24 protein-coding genes are annotated in these 17780 nt (G+C 73.8%); 17 read left to right on the top strand and 7 right to left on the bottom strand.

The annotated features are described in order from the left end of the window. The 6 genes from LPA27_RS18015 to LPA27_RS18040 all read right to left on the bottom strand — a co-directional run. Window positions 1-602, bottom strand: a 602-nt coding sequence (locus LPA27_RS18015; RefSeq protein WP_228943319.1) for an Hpt domain-containing protein, incomplete at its 3' end; no start/stop codon positions are given. Between the two features lie 84 nt (window positions 603-686). Beyond that, window positions 687-956 carry a carbon storage regulator CsrA gene (gene csrA, locus LPA27_RS19315; protein ID WP_056864719.1) on the bottom strand — a complete coding sequence of 90 codons (270 nt, stop codon included), beginning with the start codon at window positions 954-956 and terminating at the stop codon, window positions 687-689. Window positions 957-1041: 85 nt separating this feature from the next. Next, entirely contained in the window at window positions 1042-1458 is a 417-nt protein-coding gene (fliW, locus tag LPA27_RS18025; RefSeq protein WP_056864720.1) for a flagellar assembly protein FliW, read from the bottom strand. A 68-nt stretch (window positions 1459-1526) separates the two neighbouring features. Further along, a complete protein-coding gene (flgL, locus tag LPA27_RS18030; protein WP_228943320.1) occupies window positions 1527-2414 on the bottom strand; it encodes a flagellar hook-associated protein FlgL in 888 nt (295 codons plus the stop codon). After that, entirely contained in the window at window positions 2414-3829 is a 1416-nt protein-coding gene (gene flgK, locus LPA27_RS18035; protein ID WP_228943321.1) for a flagellar hook-associated protein FlgK, read from the bottom strand. Before flgK ends, flgL begins: the two co-directional genes overlap by 1 nt. Before the next feature lies 1 nt (window position 3830). After that, a complete protein-coding gene (locus tag LPA27_RS18040; RefSeq protein ID WP_056865214.1) occupies window positions 3831-4307 on the bottom strand; it encodes a flagellar protein FlgN in 477 nt (158 codons plus the stop codon). Window positions 4308-4583: 276 nt separating this feature from the next. Here LPA27_RS18040 and LPA27_RS18045 point away from each other — a divergent pair, with 276 nt between their 5' ends. From LPA27_RS18045 to LPA27_RS18070, 6 genes are all read left to right on the top strand, one after another. Further along, on the top strand, window positions 4584-5486 hold the full coding sequence (locus tag LPA27_RS18045) for a sigma-70 family RNA polymerase sigma factor (RefSeq protein ID WP_228943322.1): 903 nt from the start codon (window positions 4584-4586) through the stop codon (window positions 5484-5486). A 201-nt stretch (window positions 5487-5687) separates the two neighbouring features. Beyond that, window positions 5688-6884, top strand: coding sequence for a flagellin (locus LPA27_RS18050; protein WP_228943323.1), 1197 nt, complete (start codon window positions 5688-5690; stop codon window positions 6882-6884). A gap of 139 nt (window positions 6885-7023) precedes the next feature. Further along, window positions 7024-8358, top strand: a complete 1335-nt coding sequence (gene fliD / locus LPA27_RS18055) for a flagellar filament capping protein FliD (protein WP_228943324.1) — start codon at window positions 7024-7026, stop codon at window positions 8356-8358. Window positions 8359-8457: 99 nt separating this feature from the next. Then, window positions 8458-8835, top strand: coding sequence for a flagellar export chaperone FliS (gene fliS / locus LPA27_RS18060; protein ID WP_228943325.1), 378 nt, complete (start codon window positions 8458-8460; stop codon window positions 8833-8835). A 7-nt stretch (window positions 8836-8842) separates the two neighbouring features. Next, a complete protein-coding gene (locus LPA27_RS18065; RefSeq protein WP_193662054.1) occupies window positions 8843-9211 on the top strand; it encodes a hypothetical protein in 369 nt (122 codons plus the stop codon). Between the two features lie 203 nt (window positions 9212-9414). Beyond that, window positions 9415-9723, top strand: coding sequence for a hypothetical protein (locus LPA27_RS18070; protein ID WP_228943326.1), 309 nt, complete (start codon window positions 9415-9417; stop codon window positions 9721-9723). 63 nt (window positions 9724-9786) lie between these two features. Here LPA27_RS18070 and LPA27_RS18075 read toward each other — a convergent pair whose 3' ends face one another. Then, the gene (locus LPA27_RS18075) at window positions 9787-10836 is read right to left on the bottom strand and encodes a protein-glutamate methylesterase/protein-glutamine glutaminase (protein ID WP_056864728.1); all 1050 of its coding nucleotides are present in this window, start codon (window positions 10834-10836) and stop codon (window positions 9787-9789) included. Between the two features lie 163 nt (window positions 10837-10999). Between LPA27_RS18075 and LPA27_RS18080 the strand changes: the two genes are divergently transcribed. The 11 genes from LPA27_RS18080 to LPA27_RS18130 form a co-directional block, all read left to right on the top strand. Beyond that, window positions 11000-11905: a CheR family methyltransferase gene (locus LPA27_RS18080; RefSeq protein ID WP_228943327.1), complete on the top strand. Its 906-nt coding sequence runs from the start codon at window positions 11000-11002 to the stop codon at window positions 11903-11905. Then, a complete protein-coding gene (locus tag LPA27_RS18085) occupies window positions 11893-12276 on the top strand; it encodes a response regulator (RefSeq protein ID WP_056864729.1) in 384 nt (127 codons plus the stop codon). The genes LPA27_RS18080 and LPA27_RS18085 overlap by 13 nt, the downstream gene beginning before the upstream one ends. Next, window positions 12273-12794, top strand: a complete 522-nt coding sequence (locus LPA27_RS18090; protein ID WP_228943328.1) for a chemotaxis protein CheX — start codon at window positions 12273-12275, stop codon at window positions 12792-12794. Before LPA27_RS18085 ends, LPA27_RS18090 begins: the two co-directional genes overlap by 4 nt. Continuing rightward, a complete protein-coding gene (locus tag LPA27_RS18095; RefSeq protein ID WP_056905378.1) occupies window positions 12791-13162 on the top strand; it encodes a response regulator in 372 nt (123 codons plus the stop codon). Before LPA27_RS18090 ends, LPA27_RS18095 begins: the two co-directional genes overlap by 4 nt. Beyond that, window positions 13159-13659, top strand: coding sequence for a hypothetical protein (locus LPA27_RS18100; protein ID WP_082503344.1), 501 nt, complete (start codon window positions 13159-13161; stop codon window positions 13657-13659). Before LPA27_RS18095 ends, LPA27_RS18100 begins: the two co-directional genes overlap by 4 nt. A gap of 164 nt (window positions 13660-13823) precedes the next feature. Further along, entirely contained in the window at window positions 13824-14219 is a 396-nt protein-coding gene (gene flgB / locus LPA27_RS18105) for a flagellar basal body rod protein FlgB (RefSeq protein ID WP_056864733.1), read from the top strand. Further along, the gene (locus tag LPA27_RS18110; RefSeq protein WP_056864734.1) at window positions 14219-14611 is read left to right on the top strand and encodes a flagellar basal body rod protein FlgC; all 393 of its coding nucleotides are present in this window, start codon (window positions 14219-14221) and stop codon (window positions 14609-14611) included. The genes flgB and LPA27_RS18110 overlap by 1 nt, the downstream gene beginning before the upstream one ends. After that, window positions 14611-14952, top strand: a complete 342-nt coding sequence (gene fliE / locus LPA27_RS18115; RefSeq protein ID WP_228943329.1) for a flagellar hook-basal body complex protein FliE — start codon at window positions 14611-14613, stop codon at window positions 14950-14952. The genes LPA27_RS18110 and fliE overlap by 1 nt, the downstream gene beginning before the upstream one ends. Further along, window positions 14949-16526, top strand: coding sequence for a flagellar basal-body MS-ring/collar protein FliF (gene fliF, locus LPA27_RS18120; RefSeq protein ID WP_056864736.1), 1578 nt, complete (start codon window positions 14949-14951; stop codon window positions 16524-16526). The genes fliE and fliF overlap by 4 nt, the downstream gene beginning before the upstream one ends. Next, a complete protein-coding gene (gene fliG / locus LPA27_RS18125) occupies window positions 16526-17551 on the top strand; it encodes a flagellar motor switch protein FliG (RefSeq protein ID WP_056864737.1) in 1026 nt (341 codons plus the stop codon). The genes fliF and fliG overlap by 1 nt, the downstream gene beginning before the upstream one ends. Then, the coding region (locus LPA27_RS18130; protein WP_228943330.1) for a hypothetical protein at window positions 17535-17780 on the top strand (246 nt) is incomplete at its 3' end. The genes fliG and LPA27_RS18130, both read left to right, overlap by 17 nt.

The following is a 17780-nucleotide window of genomic DNA, read 5'->3' on the forward strand; positions in this document are numbered from 1 at the left end:
AGCGGCTGGGGTGCCGCTGCGGGCGCGGCTACGGGCGGCGCTGCGGCGACGGGGGGCGTGGCGGGCGCCGGCGCGGCGGGCGCCGCGGCGGGCGCCGGCTCCGCCGCCGCCGGTGCGGTGGGCGCGGGGTCGACGTACGACGGGGCGACGGGCTCGGGCGCGACCACGGCCTGGACCGGGGCGGGGTCCGGGGCCACGACCGGGGCGCTGCCGCCGGCGAGGACCCGCTCGAGCTCGGCCACGACCACCTGCACGTCGACGGCCGGGTCGAGGTCGGTGCCGGAGCGCTCGATGACCTCGAGCAGCGCCCGCACGGTGTCGACGGTGCGCAGCAGGACCTCGGTGACCTCGGTCGTCAGGTCCATCTTGCGGTCGCGCAGCCGGGAGAGGAGGTTCTCCCCCGCGTGGGTCAGCGCCTCGAGCCGGCCGAGGGCCAGGAAGCCGCTCGTGCCCTTGATGGTGTGGATCGTGCGGAAGATGCTCGAGAGCAGCTCGCGCGACCCGGGCTCCTGCTCGAGGGCGACCAGGTCGCGGTCGAGCTGGTCGAGGTTCTCGTGGCTCTCCACGAGGAACTCGGCCACGATCTCGGCGTCGTCATCCATGCCCGCCCCATCGGCGGGGCCGGGGGCGAACTGAGCGGTCGTCCGGTGCTCGTGGGCCGGCGGGCCGGGGTGGACCGGACCAGCTCAGGTGCGCTCGCGCGCCGCCGATCCGGGCGGGTTGGCCGGCCGACCGCGCAGGGCCTGCGCGAGGGACGCGACGGCCTCCTCACTGGGCGAGGCGGCGGCCTGGTTCGACGACTCGAGCTCGGCCAGCAGCTCGGCGCGGTTGACCGCCACCGAGCGGGGCGCGTCGATGCCGACCCGGACGACGTCGCCACGGACCTCGAGGATCGTGACGGTCACGTCGTCGCCGATGACGACGCTCTCGCCGACGCGGCGGCTCAGGACCAGCATGGGGCCACGCTACCCGCACCCGGCCGGGCCGCGGCGCAGGACGTCGCGGCCCGCGCCCTGCCGTCGTGCGCGGTGCGCGCGGGGCTCACGCGACGAGCGGGGTGCTGACCGAGAGCGAGGTGTCGTCGAGGATCACCTGGCACGCACGCCGGTTGACGGTGTTGACCAGCACCGGCGCGAGCAGGTTGGCGGTCGTGCCCGCCAGGGTCTGCGCCGGCGTCACCACCGCCAGCACGAGGACGTCGCCGGGCGCGTCGATGGCGAGGTCGGCCACCACCGCGTCGTCGACCTCGGGGGCGTAGTCGGGGAAGAAGGCCTGCGGCGGCACGACCAGGAAGCGCAGCTCGGGGTCGTCGAGGGAGCGCAGCGCGCACAGCAGCCCGTCGTCGTCGAGCTGCACCAGCGCGAAGCGCTGCCGGTCGGGGAACCCGGGCATCGGGTGCACGAGCTCGATCACGGGGATGTCGAGCACCGCGGCGTCGGGGGCGGGCGCCTCGGGCATGGGGGTCCTCACGGTGACGGGCTCGGTGACGGGCTGGCTCGTGGATCGGTTCGGGGCAGCGGTGGCGATCATCGCAGAAAGTCCACGAGGCTCGGCTGCATGACGCGCGAGGTCGAGGCCAGCGCCGCCTGGTAGGCGACCTCCTGGAGCTTGAGGTCGACCATGGCCTTGGGCAGGTCGGTGTTCTCGATCTCCGACAGCGACGCCGACAGCGAGACCACCTGGCCCTTCGCCGAGTCCACCGCCGCCTCGATGCGGTTGTACGCCGCACCGACGCCGGCCTGCACCGTGGCGACCGTGGTGAGGCGGGTCGCGAGCGCGTCGAGACCCGCCCGCATGCCGGCCTCGTCGCCGCTGGTGAGGGCGGTCGAGAGGGCGTCGAGGTCCGCGAAGAGCGACGTCGCCCCGTCGCCGAAGACGTCCGGGCCGGGCACGTCGACACGCACCTGCACGCCGGCCCCGACGGTGCGGTTGACCGCGCCCGGGGCGCCCACGTAGGAGCCGGTGGCGTCGTAGGCCGCGCCTCCCGCGGTGACCCCGCCGAAGACGGGGCGGCCCAGGTAGCCGGTGTTGGCGTCGGCGAGGGCCTGCTCGCGCAGCTGGTCGACCTCGGCGGCCAGCGCCGCACGGGCCGTGGGGCTGCTGCTGGCCGAGACGCCCTGGAGGGCGAGCTCGCGCGCGCGGCGTACGGAGTCGCTGACGCTGGAGAGGGTCGTGTCGGCGGCGCTGAGCCACCCGAGACCGTTCTCGGCGTTGCGCACGTACTGCTGCTGGTCGGCGATCGAGCCGCGGAAGCGCATGGCGGCGCCGGCCGCGGTCGGGGAGTCGGAGGCGCGGTTGACGACCTTGCCGGTCGACAGCTGCTCCTGGATCTTGGCCAGGCGGGTCAGGCTGCCCTGCAGCGAGCCGACCGACCGGTCGGCGAGCATCGACTGGGTGACGCGCGAGATGCCCATCAGCGCAGCAGCCCGGTGCGGTTGATCAGCGTGTCGAGCACCGAGTCGACGACGGTCATCACGCGGGCCGCCGCCTCGTAGGAACGCTGGGCGGAGAGCATGGAGACCATCTCCTCGTCGAGGTTGACGCCCGAGAGCTGCTCGCGGGCGGAGTCGACCTGTGCGGTGAGCAGCTGCTGGGTGGTGGCGAGCCGCTGGACGGAGGCGACCTCGGTGCCGAAGCCGGTGACCAGGCGCGCGTAGGCGCCCTCGGCGGCGCCGGCGGTGGCGAGCCGGTCGGCCTGGGTGCCGTCGAGCCCACCGCCCGCGGCGGCCGAGGCGGCCACGCCCGAGGCGGAGGTGACCGCGACGGCCAGGCTGCCGGCCGGGTCGACGGGGTCGAAGGAGAAGAACGGCCCGCCCGCGGCGCCGCCCTGGTCGTAGCCGGCCTGGTGCAGCGCGTTGACCTCGCCGGCCAGCGTGGCCACGACCGCGCCGAGCCCGGCGGCGTAGGCCGGCAGCGTGGTGGTCAGCAGGTCGGCCACCGCGCCGGTCTCGCCCTTGAGGCCGGCCGGCACCGCCGTGGTGGTCGGCGCGGCCCCGCCGGTGGTGATCGAGAAGGCGACCGGCTGGCCGTCGTCGCCGCCGCCGGCCGTGACGCCGCTGGCGATCTGCAGGGTGTGGGCCGTGCCGCCCTCCACCAGCGGCACGCCACCGAGGGAGACGTCGAAGCCGCCGTCGCTGCGCGGGCTCGCGGTGCCGCCGGTGAGCGAGGCCAGGCGCAGGGCCAGGGCGTCGCGCTGGTCGGCCAGGTCGGAGGTGTCCACGCCGTCGAGGGAGGCGGCGGCGAGGGCACGGTTGGTGGCGGCGAGCTCGGTGGCGGTGGTGTTGACGTCGGCGACGACCCCCTGGAGACGCACCCGCTGGTCGGCCTGCTCGTCGGAGACCTGGCGGGCCTGGGCGTGCACGGAGTCGACCAGCGCCGTGGCGCGGGCCAGCACGACCTCGCGGGCCGCCGCGCTGCCGGGGTCGTTGGCCAGGTCGTGCCAGCTGCTGCGGAAGGAGGTCAGCGCGGCCGAGACCCCGGAGTCGCCGGGCTCGCCGATACCGCTCTCGACGCGCTGGAGGGTGGCCGAGCGCACGTCGAGGTAGGACTGGTTGGCGTTCTCCCGGCGCGAGCGCGCGTCGAGGAGGTCGTCGGTCATGCGGTCGACCGAGCGGGTCATCACGCCCGCGCCGACGCTGCCCGAGGCGCCCTCGTAGCGCGACCACATCGCCGGCACGGAGGCGCTGCCGATGGTCTCGCCGACGACGCGGCGCCGCGTGTAGCCCTCGGTGGTGGCGTTGGCGACGTTGTTGCTGGCGACGTCGAGAGCGACGCGCTGGTAGCGCAGCGCCGTGAGGGCGGTGTTGAGGGAGGACAACGAGCCGCTCACGTCAGATGCTCCGGTCGACCAGGCGCGCCGTGCCGCTGGCCGCGACAGCGGCGCCGGCCGGGGTGTAGCTGTGGGTGGAGTCGTCGAGGGAGAGCAGCGTCTCCCGGGCGGCGCGGTAGCCGCTGGTGATGAGGTCGCGGTTGGAGTCGGCCAGCTCGGTGACCTGGCGGGTCACGGAGACGAAGGCCTCGCGGTGGTCGAGCAGGATCGTGCGCCACGGCTCGTGGGTGGCCTCGGCCAGCGCCTTGAGGGAGGGGTTGTCGGGGCAGCCGACCTGGGCCGCGGCCTCGTCGGCGGCGACCGCGCGCAGCACCTCGGTCTCGCGCAGCACCTGCAGCGTCGCCTCGACCTCGCGGGCGGCCCGCATCAGCCACGCCGTGCGACCGCTCGCCAGGACCAGCTGCTCCACCTCGAGGCGGTAGAGCAGCGTGTCGAGCAGCTCGCGCTCGCGCCACAGCGTGAGGGAGAGTCTCTCCACCGCGTCGACCACGTCATCGCCTCCCGGCACCGTGCGGGCCCGACCGGGGTGGTCGTGCCTCGTCGACGGAGCAGATCGGCGCAGGCGGCGACCACCTGAGCGGAACGACGGGACCAACCGGACGGATGAGTCCCTACCTCAGTCGATCGGCGACCCGGTATAGCCCCCTCGGGTCATTCGTGCCGGATCGCCTTTCAGACCCGTCCCCGGGACGGCAGGGTTCGAGCCGTCGCACGTCAGGGAGGGCGGGCGACGCAGGACGAGGGGGGAAACACCGTGAGCACTCACGACCACACGCAGGACCGGTCCGTCGACCAGGGGCACGCGCTCCACGGTCTCGACACGCCCACGGGCACCGCCGACTCCGAGCAGATGATCGTCGACCACATGGGGCTCGTCGGCCACATCGTCCGCGAGACCATGAGCCGGGTGCCGAGCCACGTCAACCGCGACGACCTCCACTCCGCCGGCCTCACCGCGCTGGTCAAGGCCGCCCACGCCTTCGAGGCCGACCGCGGCGTCCCCTTCACGCGCTACGCCGCGAGCCGCGTGCGCGGAGCGATCCTCGACGAGCTGCGCCAGATCGACTGGGCCTCGCGCTCGGTGCGCCGCCGCGGTCGCGACCTCGACCAGGCCCGCACCCGCCTCGCCGCCACCCTCGGCCGCGTGCCCGACAACGCCGAGGTCGCCGCCTCGCTGGGCCTGAGCCTGGCCGAGGTCGAGAGCAACGACGGCGACGTCGCCCGCGCCAACGTCCTCTCCCTCCAGGGCGGCAGCGAGACCCCCTACGAGGAGATGCTCGTCAGCACCTCCCCCTCCCCCGAGGCCGCGGTCGAGCACCAGGAGCGCCTGGACTACCTCGCCGAGGCCATCGAGGAGCTGCCCGAGCGGCTCCAGGTCGTCGTGCGCGAGTACTTCCTCGCCGAGCGGCCCATGGCCGAGATCGCCGAGACCCTCGGCGTCACCGAGTCGCGGGTCTCCCAGATCCGCGCCGAGGCCCTCGTGCTGCTGCGCGACGCCCTCAACAGCGCCCTCGACCCCGAGCTCGTCACGCCCCACCCGCGCCCCGACGGCTGCGCCGCCCAGCGCCGCGCCGCCTACTTCCAGGCCGTCGCCGCCCGCCACGCCGCCACCCGCCAGCCGGCCCGCGTCACCGCCCGGCTCAGCGGCACCGCCTGAGCCCTGCGCTCCCGGCCGGCACCGGCCCGCGCCGTCCCGTCGTACGACGGAGCAGGCGGCGCCGCGGCGCGCCCACGCAGCGCTCCCACCGACCCGCCGAAAAAGATCGGCGAACCGCTCAGGCCCGGACCGTCCGGGCCGATCAGCACCCCGTGAGCCCATGGACGGGCTCCACGACTCGACACCCAGGAGGGACCCATCATGAGTCTTCGCATCAACCAGAACATCGACGCCATGAACTCGTACCGCAACCTGTCGGTCACGCAGGGCCAGATGTCCAAGTCGCTCGAGAAGCTCTCGAGCGGTTTCCGGATCAACCGGGCCGCCGACGACGCCGCCGGCCTCGCGATCTCGGAGGGCCTGCGCTCGCAGGTCGGTGGCCTCAAGGTCGCCTCGCGCAACGCCCAGGACGGCGTCTCGGTCGTGCAGACCGCTGAGGGCGCGCTCACCGAGACGCACTCGATCCTGCAGCGCATGCGCGACCTGGCCGTCCAGGCCTCCAACGACGGCGGTCTCAACACGGATGCCAAGAAGAACATCCAGGACGAGATGAGCCAGCTCAAGACGGAGATCACCCGGATCGCCGACACCACCGAGTTCAACGGCACCAAGCTCCTCGACGGCTCGTTCAACGGCAGCTTCCAGGTCGGCGCCAACAACACCGCCCAGGACCGCATCGCGGTGGACCTGGTCCGCACCAACGGCCTCAGCGCCTCGGGTCTGGGCCTCTCCGGCCTCGACGTCACCGCGGTCGCCGCCAACGCGACCACCGGCACCAACACCACGGATGCCGAGAGCGGCACCGCCGGCGTCATGACCCTGGGTGCGGCGACCGACTACAGCGATGACGCCACCGCCGTGGCGGAGTTCAGTAAGCTCAACGGCACCGTGACGATCGGCAACAAGTCCCTCGACCTGAGCTCGGTCAAGTACGACACGGCCACGGACGCCGCCACCGCCCAGGCTGCGCTGCAGAGCGCCCTGGACAGCACCTTCGGGGCCGGCGCCGCCACCGCCGACGCCTCCGGTGGCGCGGGCATCGAGATCACCACGGCCTCCGTGACCGGCACCGCCGCCGAGGTGGCTGCGGCCGAGGCGTCCTTCAAGCCCGCATCGGGTGCCCAGGAGGCGATCAGCCTGCTCGACACCGCGATCAAGGACGTCTCCTCGGTGCGCTCGCAGCTGGGTGCCGCCCAGAACCGCTTCGAGCACACCATCAACAACCTCAACGTGGCCGTCGAGAACCTGTCGGCCTCCGAGAGCCGCATCCGCGACACCGACATGGCCCAGGAGATGATGAGCTTCACCCGCTCGCAGATCCTCTCCCAGGCCGGCACGGCGATGCTCGCCCAGGCCAACTCGGCCTCGCAGGGCGTGCTCAGCCTGCTGCGCGGCTGACGCACCCGCACCACCCGCGGGCTGAGCGCCCGCACGCCCGGACGGCCGGTGCGGGATCGGCACACCCGACCCCGCACCGGCCCCCGGCCCCGCACCACCCGACACACCCGAGGCACCCGCACCTACCTGAGGAGGTCCGATGGCCACCAGCAGCATCAGCGGCCTGGCCTCGGGCCTCGACACGGCCACCATCATCGAGCAGCTCATGCAGCTCGAGGCGGCGCCGCAGACGCGGTTGAGGTCCAAGGTCACCACCGAGACCTCCCTGGCCAACCTGCTGCAGACGCTCAACACCAAGACCTCGGTGCTGGCCAGCAAGGCCGAGGCCCTCGCGAAGCCGACCGCCTGGACGCCGCTCACCGCCACGTCCAGCAACGCCGCGGTCTCGGTGACCGCCGGCGGCGGCGCCGGCCCGGCCACGCTGTCGGTCACCGTCACCGGGGTGGCCCGCAGCCACCAGCTCGGCTTCGCCCAGGCCCACGCCCTGACCGACCAGGTCACCGGGGCCTCGACGAGCGTGCGCCTCGACCGCTTCGACGGCTCCCCCGTCGACCTGGCCACCGACGGCACGCTGTCGGGCCTGGCCCGGGCGATCAACGACCCCGCCCACGCCACCGGCCTCGCCGCGAGCCTGGTCAAGGTCGCCGACGGCTCCTACCAGCTGCTCGTGGAGTCGACCGCCACGGGCGCCGCGCAGGACTTCACGCTCACCGGCTCCGACGGCGCGGCCCTGCTCGGGGGCGCCACGGTGCGCGCCGGCAGCGACGCCTCGATCGACCTCGGCGCCGGCATCGTCGTCACCTCGACGACCAACACCTTCACCGACGTGCTGCCCGGCGTCACCCTCACCCTCGGCGCCGCGGCCGCCACCGGCACGACCTCCTCGGTCGCCCTGACCCGCGACACCTCGAAGCTGGCGACGTCGGTCAAGGACCTCGTCGACACCGTGAACTCGCTGCTGGCCGACATCGACGCCCAGACGTCCTACAACACCGCTACCAAGACCTCCGGCGCCCTCGCCGGCGACGCCACCGTGCGCAGCCTGCGCTCGGCGCTGCTCGACGCCGTCTACCCCAGCGACGGCACCTCGCTGGCCTCGCTCGGCATCCAGGTGTCGCGCACCGGCACCCTGACCTTCGACCAGAGCGCCTTCACCCAGGCCTACGCCGCCGACCCGGCCGGGGTCGCCGAGCGCTTCTCCACCGCCGGCGACGGCTTCGCCGCCCGGGTCGCGACCGTCGCCAAGGGCGCCAGCAACAGCACCACCGGCACCCTGACCGCGGCCATCACGGGGCGCCGCACCGGCATCGAGCGGCTCCAGGACGGCATCGAGGCGTGGGACACGCGCCTCGAGCTGCGGCGTACGACGCTCCAGCGCCAGTTCACCGCCCTCGAGACCGCGCTGGGCCAGATGAGCAGCCAGTCCAGCTGGCTGGCCGGCCAGATCTCCTCGCTGCCCTCGAGCTCCTCGTGACCCGCGCGTGCGCCACCTCCCGCACCCTCACCGGCACCACCCCCGGCACGACGCCGGGGTCCGACCCGACATCGCCCAGCAGCCAAGGAAGGCACTGAGATGATCAACGCCCGCAGCACGTACATGGACGCCTCCATCGCCACCGCGAGCCCCGCCCGCCTGCTGGTGATGCTCTACGAGCGCCTCGTGCTCGACGTCACCCGCGGTCTCGACGCCCAGCGCGCCGGCGACGTGCAGACGGCGCACCAGCAGCTGCTGCACGCCCAGGACATCGTCCTCGAGCTGCGCTCGAGCCTGCGCACCGAGGAGTGGGACGGCGGCCCCGGCCTCGCCTCGATCTACGACTTCCTCCACACCCAGCTCGTCCGCGCCAACGTGAGCAAGGACAGCAGCGTCACCGAGAGCTGCCTGGCCCTGGTCACCGACCTGTGCCAGACCTGGCGCGCGGCGGCCCTGCAGGCCGCGTCGGTGGCCTGAGCCGGCCATGCCCTACGACGCCGGACCCGTGCTCGGCGGCGCGCGCCGCACGCTGCGGCCGCGCGACCCCGACGCCGACCTGAAGTCGTGGCAGATCGAGCTCGACCGCGTCGAGCTCGACGTCATGCGCGCCGAGCGCGGCCTGGCCCACGGCACCGTCCTGCAGACCGACCCGTGGCACGTGCCCGACGACCATGGTCCGCTGCCCGAGGCCCTGCGCGAGCGGGCCGAGGAGATCCACGCCCGCCAGCAGGTCGTGCTCGCCGCGATCGCCGAGACCCTCGGTCGCACGCTGCGCCAGCAGGCCGTCGCCACCGCCCTGGACCGCTCCTCGGCGCGCCACAGCGGCCCCGTCTACGTCGACGTCTCGGCCTGAGCCGCCGGCCTCCGGCCCCACCAGACCACTCTCCTCCCCCCGCCGTCGCCCGGCGTCCCCGTCCAGGGGGCGCCGGGTGTCGTGCGTCCGGGCGAAGCCGCTCGTGACGCCGCCCCAGCACCTAGTCTTCGACGTGGGCGGCCACAGGGCCGCGCCGACGCCCCCCGCGTCGGACCGGCCGCACCCCAGGAGACGCACCCACCATGACCCACCGCCTCGCAGCAGCACTGCTCAGCACCGCCCTGCTCACCGCCGGGACTGCCGTGGTCGCCCCTGTTGCCCACGCGGACTCCCCCGGGTGCGTGACCCGCAAGGAGTTCAGGAAGGTCGGGGAGGGCATGGGCATGAAGAAGGTCCACGCCGTCTTCGACACCGCGGGGCGACGCGTGGCCAAGGACAGCCAGGACGGTCTGACGATCGAGACCCGCCGCTACTCGACCTGCTCCGGCGACGGCGGGGTCGGCGTCCTCTTCCGCAACGGTCGGCTGAGCAGCAAGTCGGGGTCCTTCTGATCCTCGGCACCAATACGTCCGCCCGAGCCTCCTGACCCGGCACGACCAGAGGTCGCGCGGAGCTCAGGGAGCGGGGGTGAGGGCGCGGCCGGCGAGACCGGTCAGGGCGCCGGCGATGCGGTCGAGCGGGAGCACCTCGTGGGCGAGGCCCGCGCCGGCGACGGCGCCCGGCATGCCCCAGACCACCGAGGTGGCCTCGTCCTGCACCACCACGCGGCCGCCGGCGTCGACGACCGCGCGTGCGCCCTCGAGGGCGTCCTGGCCCATGCCGGTGAGCACCAGACCGAGCACACCGGGGCCGTGGACGCCCGCGGCGCTGCGGAAGAGCGGGTCGGCGGCGGGGCGGCAGAAGTTCTCCCGCGGGCCCTGGTCGAGCTGCGCGCGCACCGAGGCCGCGCGTCGCACCAGGGTCAGGTGGTGGTCGCCGGGGGCGATCAGCACCAGCCCGGGGCGCGGCTGGTCGCCGTCGGCGGCCTCGCGCACCTCCAGCGGCGAGACCCGGTCGAGGCGCTGCGCGAACTGGGTGGTGAACACCGGCGGCATGTGCTGGGTGACCAGCACCGGCAGCGGGAAGGCGGCCGGCAGCGCCGCGAGCACGCGGGACAGGGCGTCGGGCCCACCGGTCGAGCAGGCCACGACGAGCACCTGCGGCGGCGCGGCGGCGCGCGGCGCGGCGCGGCGTACGACGGGGACGGCGGCGACCATGCGGCGGGCGCCGACCAGGGCCTTGAGGCGCGGCACGAGGTCCTCGCGCACGCGCGCCATCGACTCCCCCACGTTGCCGGCCCCGGTGGGCTTGGCGACGTAGTCGGACGCGCCGTTGGACAGCGCCTGCAGCGTCGCGGCGGCCCCGCGCTCGGTGAGCGTGCTGAACATGACGACCGGCAGCCGGGGGTGGTTGCGGTGGATGACCTCGACCGCGCCGATGCCGTCGAGACGGGGCATCTCCACGTCGAGGGTGACCGCGTCGGGGGCCAGCTCGTCGACCTTCTCGATCGCCTCGAGGCCGTCGACGGCGGTGCCGACCACCTCGATGTCGGGATCGGCGGCCAGCACCGTGGTGATGAGGCGGCGCAGCACGGCGGAGTCGTCGACGACCAGGACCCGGATCACGCAGGGACGATCGGCCGGAGCGCCCCCGCCCTGAGCAGTACGCCGCTCCCGCGGGGCCGATCCGCCGCGCGAGACCCCCGCGGGGGCGGGTGGTCCGGTCCGGCGGGGGCAAAAGTGCGGCCGACCGCTCAGGTGCGGGGCCCGCGCGGTCGATGGGTGCGGCGTGATCTCCGAGTCCAGCTTCGCCTACGTCGCCGACCTGCTGCGGCGCGAGACGGCCATGCTCTGCGACCCGGGCAAGGAGTACCTCGTCGAGGCGAGGCTGCTGCCGCTCGCCCGGTCCGCCGGCGACGCCGACGTCGACCGCTACGTGGCCCGGCTCCGCACCGGGCCCGACGCCGTCGCCGAGCGCGCCCGCGCCGTCGACGCCCTCACCATCAACGAGACCTCGTGGTTCCGCGACCTCGCGCCCTACCAGGCCTTCACCGACGTGATGCTGGCCCACCTGCTCCAGGCGCGGGCCGCGACCCGCCACCTGGAGATCTGGTCGGCCGCGTGCTCGAGCGGGCAGGAGGCCTACAGCCTCGCGATGCTGCTCGACGAGTCGCTGCCGCCGGGCTGGACCTGGCGCATCCACGCCACCGACGTCTCCCCGACCATGCTGGAGCGGGTGCGCGCGGGCCGCTACAGCCAGGTCGAGATGAACCGCGGCATGCCCGCCACCCGGCTGGTGCGCTACTTCTCCCGGGTCGGCAGCGAGTGGGAGGTCGGCGCCGAGCTGCGCTCCCACGTCACCACGGCCCCGCTCAACCTCGCCGCGGCCTTCCCGCCGATGCCGGTCTTCGACGTGGTCTTCCTGCGCAACGTGCTCATCTACTTCGACCTCGACACCAAGCGCGACATCCTGCGCCGGGTCAGCCCCCGCGTCGCCGCCGACGGCTACCTGCTGCTCGGGTCCTCCGAGACCACCCTCGACCTCGACGACGCCTGGGTGCGCGAGCCGGCGGGCCGCGTCGCGCTCCACCGCCCGCGCTCCACGGCCCGCCGCTCGGCGCCCGTCGCCGCGGCGTCCAGTCCTGCCTCCGCCCTGTCCACCGCACTCCCAGGAGCCCGCGCATGCACGCCCTGATCATCGACGACTCCCGCACGATGCGGACGATCCTGCGCCGGATCGTGACCGAGCTGGGCTTCGAGACCACCGAGGCCGGCAACGGCCAGGAGGCGCTCGACGCCCTCGAGGCCGGGCTCGAGCCCGAGCTGTGCCTCATCGACTGGAACATGCCGCTCATGGACGGCTACACCTTCGTCACCCGGGTGCGCGCCGACCCGCGCTGGCGCAACGTGACGCTGATGATGGTCACCACCGAGTCCGAGCACGGCCAGATCGTGCGGGCGCTCGCCGCCGGGGCCCACGAGTACGTCATCAAGCCCTTCACCCCCGACGCCATCGTCGAGAAGCTCGAGCTGCTCGGCCTGGTCGTGCAGGAGGTGCCGGCGTGATCGCCGCCGTCGAGCCCGAGATCGGCGACGTCTACGCCGTCGTCGAGGAGGTCTGGTCGACCTTCCTCGGCACCGACGAGCCGATCCTGCCCGAGGTGGCGCCGGTCGAGCGCCCGCAGGAGTGGACGGCCATGACGACCGTCGGCGGAGCCTGGGAGGGCGCGGTGCTCGTCGCCGTCACCGACCGCCTCGCCCGCGACGTCGCCGCGGCGATGCTCGCCCTCGACCCCGCCGACCTCGCTCCCGAGGACGTCAGCGACGCGCTCGGCGAGCTGGTCAACGTGATCGGCGGCAACGTCAAGAGCCTCATGCCCGGGCCGAGCACCCTCTCGCTGCCGCTGGTGGCCAGCGGCGCCGTGCCGGCCTCCCACCAGCGCCGCGAGGTCTGCCGCCTCGACCTGAGCTGGCGGCGCCAGTCGCTCTGCGTCTCCGTCTGCGTGCCCACCGGCGCGAGCCCCGACCCCGGTCCCACCCCCGACTCCAGCACCAGCACCAGCACCTCCGAGGAGACCCGATGAAGATCCTGGTCGTCGACGACAGCCGCGTGATGCGGCAGATCGTCATCCGCACCCTGCGCCAGGCCGGCCACGGGGGCCACGACGTCGTGGAGGCCGAGAACGGCCGCGACGGCCTGGAGAAGGTGCGCGCGGAGGCACCCGACCTGGTGCTCTCGGACTGGAACATGCCCGAGATGACCGGCATCGACTTCCTCGACGCGCTGCGCGCCGGCGGCAGCGCCGTGCCCTTCGGCTTCGTCACCTCCGAGGGCTCCCCCGACATGCGGGCGCGCGCGGAGGCGTCGGGGGCCGCCTTCCTCATCGCCAAGCCCTTCACCCCCGAGGCGTTCGACGCCGCGCTCGCCCCCGTCGTCGGAGCCCTGTCGTGACCGCGGCGACCACCGGCCTGCCCACGCACCTGCCGGGCCCCAAGGAGGTCCGCGACCTGCTCGGCGACCTGGTCGACAAGCAGGTCGACCTGCGCCCCGGCCCGCCCTTCGCGGTGAGCGCCTACTACCCCGCGAGCGTCGCGAGCTACGTCGACGACTCCCTGGTGGTGCGCGCGGTCGTCGCCTGCGACCTGCCCCTCTCGGCGTACGCCGGGGCCGCGCTGGCCCTCGTGCCGCCCGGGGCGGCGGCCACCGCCATCGAGGAGGGCCGGCTGTCGGCGTCGATCGCGGAGGCGCTGGGCGAGGTCTTCAACGTCATGGCCTCGCTCTTCAACGCCCCCGGCTCGGCCCACCTGCGCCTCTACGCCAGCGTGCCCGCCGGGCAGGCCCTCCCGGCCGACGCCCGCGCGCGGACGCAGGTGCTGGGCCGGCGGGGCGACTTCGTCGTCGACGTCGCCGGCTACGGCACGGGGCGGCTCGCGGTCGTCCTGACCTGAGTCGCACCACCTGTCTGCACCACCCGTCCGGACCACCTGGGAAGCGGTCCGGACTTTTCCTCAGGTCCCCCCGGAGGGGACCGATCAGACCCCGCGAGCAGGGACTGCTCGCTCGCCCTCGCCGACGGACCGGCACTGACTCGCCTCACAGCGGGAGGTTCACCGTGTCCGTACCGTCCTACGCCTCCGTCGACTCCGTGTCGTCGGTGCTGGGCTTCGCCCTCGACGGCCTGGCCCTGCGCCAGCGCACCATCGCCGACAACCTCGCCAACGTCGACACCCCCGACTTCCGGGCCACCTCCGTCGACTTCGAGAGCACGCTGGCCGCCGCCATCTCCGGGGCCGGCGGCGGTGCCGACGCCGACGCGGCGATCACCGGACGCCTGGCGGGCGCCGTGCCGTCGATGGTCGCCACCGACACCCCGGTGGGCGCCAACGGCAACAACGTCGACCTGCGCAAGGAGACGCTGGCCGCGATGCAGTCGCAGTTCCAGTACCAGATGGTCGCCCGTGCGGTCACCGACCGCTTCGAGCTCGTGCGCACCGCGGCAGGTGCCTGATGGGCGCCTTCGACGTGCTGCGCATCGCCGGCTCCGGCCTGGGCATGCACCAGACGTGGCTCGACGCGCTGGCCTCCAACATCGCCAACGCCAACACGGTGGTCTCCACCGACCAGACCGCCTTCCAGGCGCAGCTGGTCATGGCCGGCGCCCGGCAGGACGGCGGCGTCGACGTCACCGGCATCGCCCTCAGCGACCCCGAGGGGATGCTCGTGCACGACCCCGACCACCCGCTGGCCGACGCCGAGGGCTACGTGCGCGCCCCCGCCATGGACATGAGCGCCCAGATGAGCGAGCTGATCATGGCCCAGCGCGGCTTCCAGGCCTCGGCGCAGGTCACCAAGTTCGCCCAGGACACCTACTCCACCGCCATCGGCATCGGGAGCCGTTGATGAGCGTCAGCGGGATCGAGTCCCTCGGCGCCGCCGGCTTCACGCCGTACGTCGCCCCCACGGTCGCACCCAGCGCCGCGCCCGCCCCCACCGGCACCTCGGCCGCGGGCGGTGCCGGCAGCGACTTCGGCCGCATGGTCGTCGACGGCCTCGACCGCCTCGACGCCACCCAGCGCACCGCCGACGGCATGGCCGTGCAGGCCGCCACCGGGAAGCTGGAGAACCTCCACGACTACACGATCGCGGCCACGCAGGCCCAGGTCACCACGCAGGTCACCGTGGCCGTGCGCAACAAGGCCGTCGAGGCCTTCACCGAGATCATGCGGATGCAGGTCGGATGAAGGACACGATCACCCGGACGCTGGGCGGTTGGCGCCAGTCGTTCGCCGGCTTCACCGCGGGCCAGAAGGTCGTCGCGATCGTCGGCACCCTGGCCCTGCTGCTGGGCGGCTTCCTGGTCTTCCGCTGGGCCTCCGCCCCGACCTACTCGCCCCTCTACTCCGACCTCTCGGCCAGCGACGCCTCGGCCGTGGTGGAGCAGCTCGACTCCCAGGGCGTGCCCTACGAGCTCGCCGACGGCGGCGCGACGGTCATGGTGCCGCGCGACGCGGTCTACAAGGCCCGCATCGACCTCTCCGGCGAGGGCCTGCCCTCCGAGAGCGACGGCGGCTACTCCATCCTCGACGACAACGGCCTGTCGACCTCGGAGTTCCAGGAGCAGACCGACTACAAGCGGGCCATGGAGGGCGAGCTCTCGGCCACCATCGAGGGCATCGACGAGGTCGACACCGCCGTGGTCCACCTGGCCATGCCGGCCAAGGACGTCTTCGCCGACGAGCAGGACCCGCCCACCGCCTCCGTGCTCGTCGAGACCGGCGCCGGCACCCGCCTGGGTGCCCAGCAGGTGCAGGCCATCGTGCACCTGGTCGCCTCCAGCGTGGAGGGCCTCGACCCCGCCGACGTGACCGTGAGCGACACCGAGGGCCTGCTCTCGGGCGCCGACGGCACCGGCGTCGACGCCACGACCCGCAACCAGGAGATCGAGGCCCGCCAGGAGGAGCTGCGCCAGGACATCCAGGCCACCCTCGACCGCGTCGTGGGTCCCGGCAACTCCACCGTGCAGGTCGCCGTCGACCTCGACTTCGACAAGCGCACCACCCAGACCACCACCTTCACCCCCGAGGAGGACAACCCCGCGACGTCCTCCTCCACCAGCACCGAGACCTACGCCGGACCGGGCTCGCCCACCGGCGGCGCGGAGGGTGTGGTCGGCCCCGACGGGCAGATGGACACCGGAGCCACGGGCGGCTCGGCGGACTCGTCGTACGAGAAGGAGGTCACGACCACCGACCGTGCCGTCGGCAGCACCGTCGAGCACGTCGAGTCGACCCCGGGCTCGGTGGAGTCGATGCACGTCGGCGTCGTGCTCGACACCAACAGCACCCAGGCGATCTCCACCGCCGACGTGCGCGGCCTCGTCGAGGACGCGGTCGGTCTCGACCAGGCCGCCGGTGACTCGGTGCGCGTGGTGACCATGCCCTTCGACCGCACCGCCGAGGAGGCAGCCGCCGCCGAGCTGGAGGCCGCCGCCGCCGCCGACGCCAGCGCCGCGCGCAACGACCTGATCCGCAAGGTCGGCCTGGCCCTGCTGGTCGCCCTGGTGCTGCTGCTGGCCGTGCTCAAGGGCCGCAAGCGCGCCAAGCAGCGCGAGCAGGCCACGACCTACGTCGTGGAGCAGCTGCGCGAGCAGTCCGCCGCACGCCAGCTCACCGAGCCCGTGCCCGCCGCCCTGGCGCTGGAGGAGTCCGAGCGCAGCGAGGAGAACGACATGCGTGACGAGCTCAACGCGCTCATCGAGCGCCAGCCCGAGGATGTCGCCGCGCTGCTGCGCGGCTGGCTGACGGAGCGCGGCTGATGGGCGGCGCACTGGCCAGCACCCTGGCCGGCGTGGGGGCCCGCAAGGCCGCCGTGCTGCTCGTGCAGATGGGCAAGACCCGCGCGGCGACCGTGCTCAGCCACCTCGAGGAGCACGAGGTCGAGGCCATCACCGCCGAGATCGCCCGGCTCGACTCGATCTCCGCGGCCGAGTCGGAGGCCGTGCTGGTGGAGTTCCGCGACACCATGACCGCCCGCGAGCACATCAGCCGCGGGGGCCTGGCCTTCGCCCAGCAGGTGCTCGAGCAGTCGATGGGCTCCGAGCGCGCCGCGCAGATCATCGAGCGGCTCCACGCCGCCGCGGTGCAGATGCCCTTCCAGTTCCTGCACCAGGCCGACCCCGCGCAGCTGCGCTCCTTCATCGTCGACGAGCACCCGCAGGTCATCGCCCTGGTGCTGGCCCACATGACCGCCGACAAGGCCTCGCTGCTGCTCTCGGGGCTGCCCCCGGAGCAGCAGGCCCAGGTCGCCCACCGCATCGCGGTGATGGACCGCACCTCCCCCGACATCGTCCGGGCCGTCGAGGCCACCCTGGAGCGCAAGCTCTCCTCGATGCTGCAGCCCACCGACATGTCGCGCGTCGGCGGCCTCGACCCGCTGGTCAACATCATCAACGCCTCCGACCGCTCCACCGAGCGTCAGATCGTCGAGGGCCTCGAGGTGCTCGACGCCGCGCTGGCCGACGAGGTCAAGAGCCGGATGTTCATGTTCGAGGACGTCGTGCACCTCGACGACCGCTCCGTGCAGCAGGTGCTGCGCCAGGTCGACACCGCCCAGCTGGCGCTCGCGCTCAAGGGCGTCGCCGACGCCGTGCGCGACAAGATCACCCGCAACCTCTCCAGCCGCGCCGCCGAGGGCCTGGTCGAGGAGATCGAGCTGCTCGGCCCGGTGCGCCTGACGCAGGTCGAGGAGGCCCAGCAGGGCGTCATCCGCACGATCCGCCAGCTCGAGGAGCGCGGCGAGATCATGGTGCGGCGAGGGGGCGACGTTGAGTTCGTCGACTGAGGCCCTGCTGCGCGGGGCCCCCGCCGAGGCCGCCACGGTCGCGGCCACCCCCGAGCTGCGTGACGGCTCCTGGACCCGCCTCGGCGGGAGCAGCGTGCTCGGCGACCTGGTCACCGAGCAGGCGCTGGCCGGGCTGGCCGAGAGCAACCTCTCGCTCGCCTCGCTCGTGGTCGTGCCCGTCTTCTGGTGGGTCTCCAGCCACTTCGCCCGCTTCACCCGCGACGTCTCG

This window comes from Nocardioides sp. Leaf374, assembly GCF_916862475.1.
GTDB classification, from domain to species: Bacteria; Actinomycetota; Actinomycetes; order Propionibacteriales; family Nocardioidaceae; genus Nocardioides; species Nocardioides kribbensis.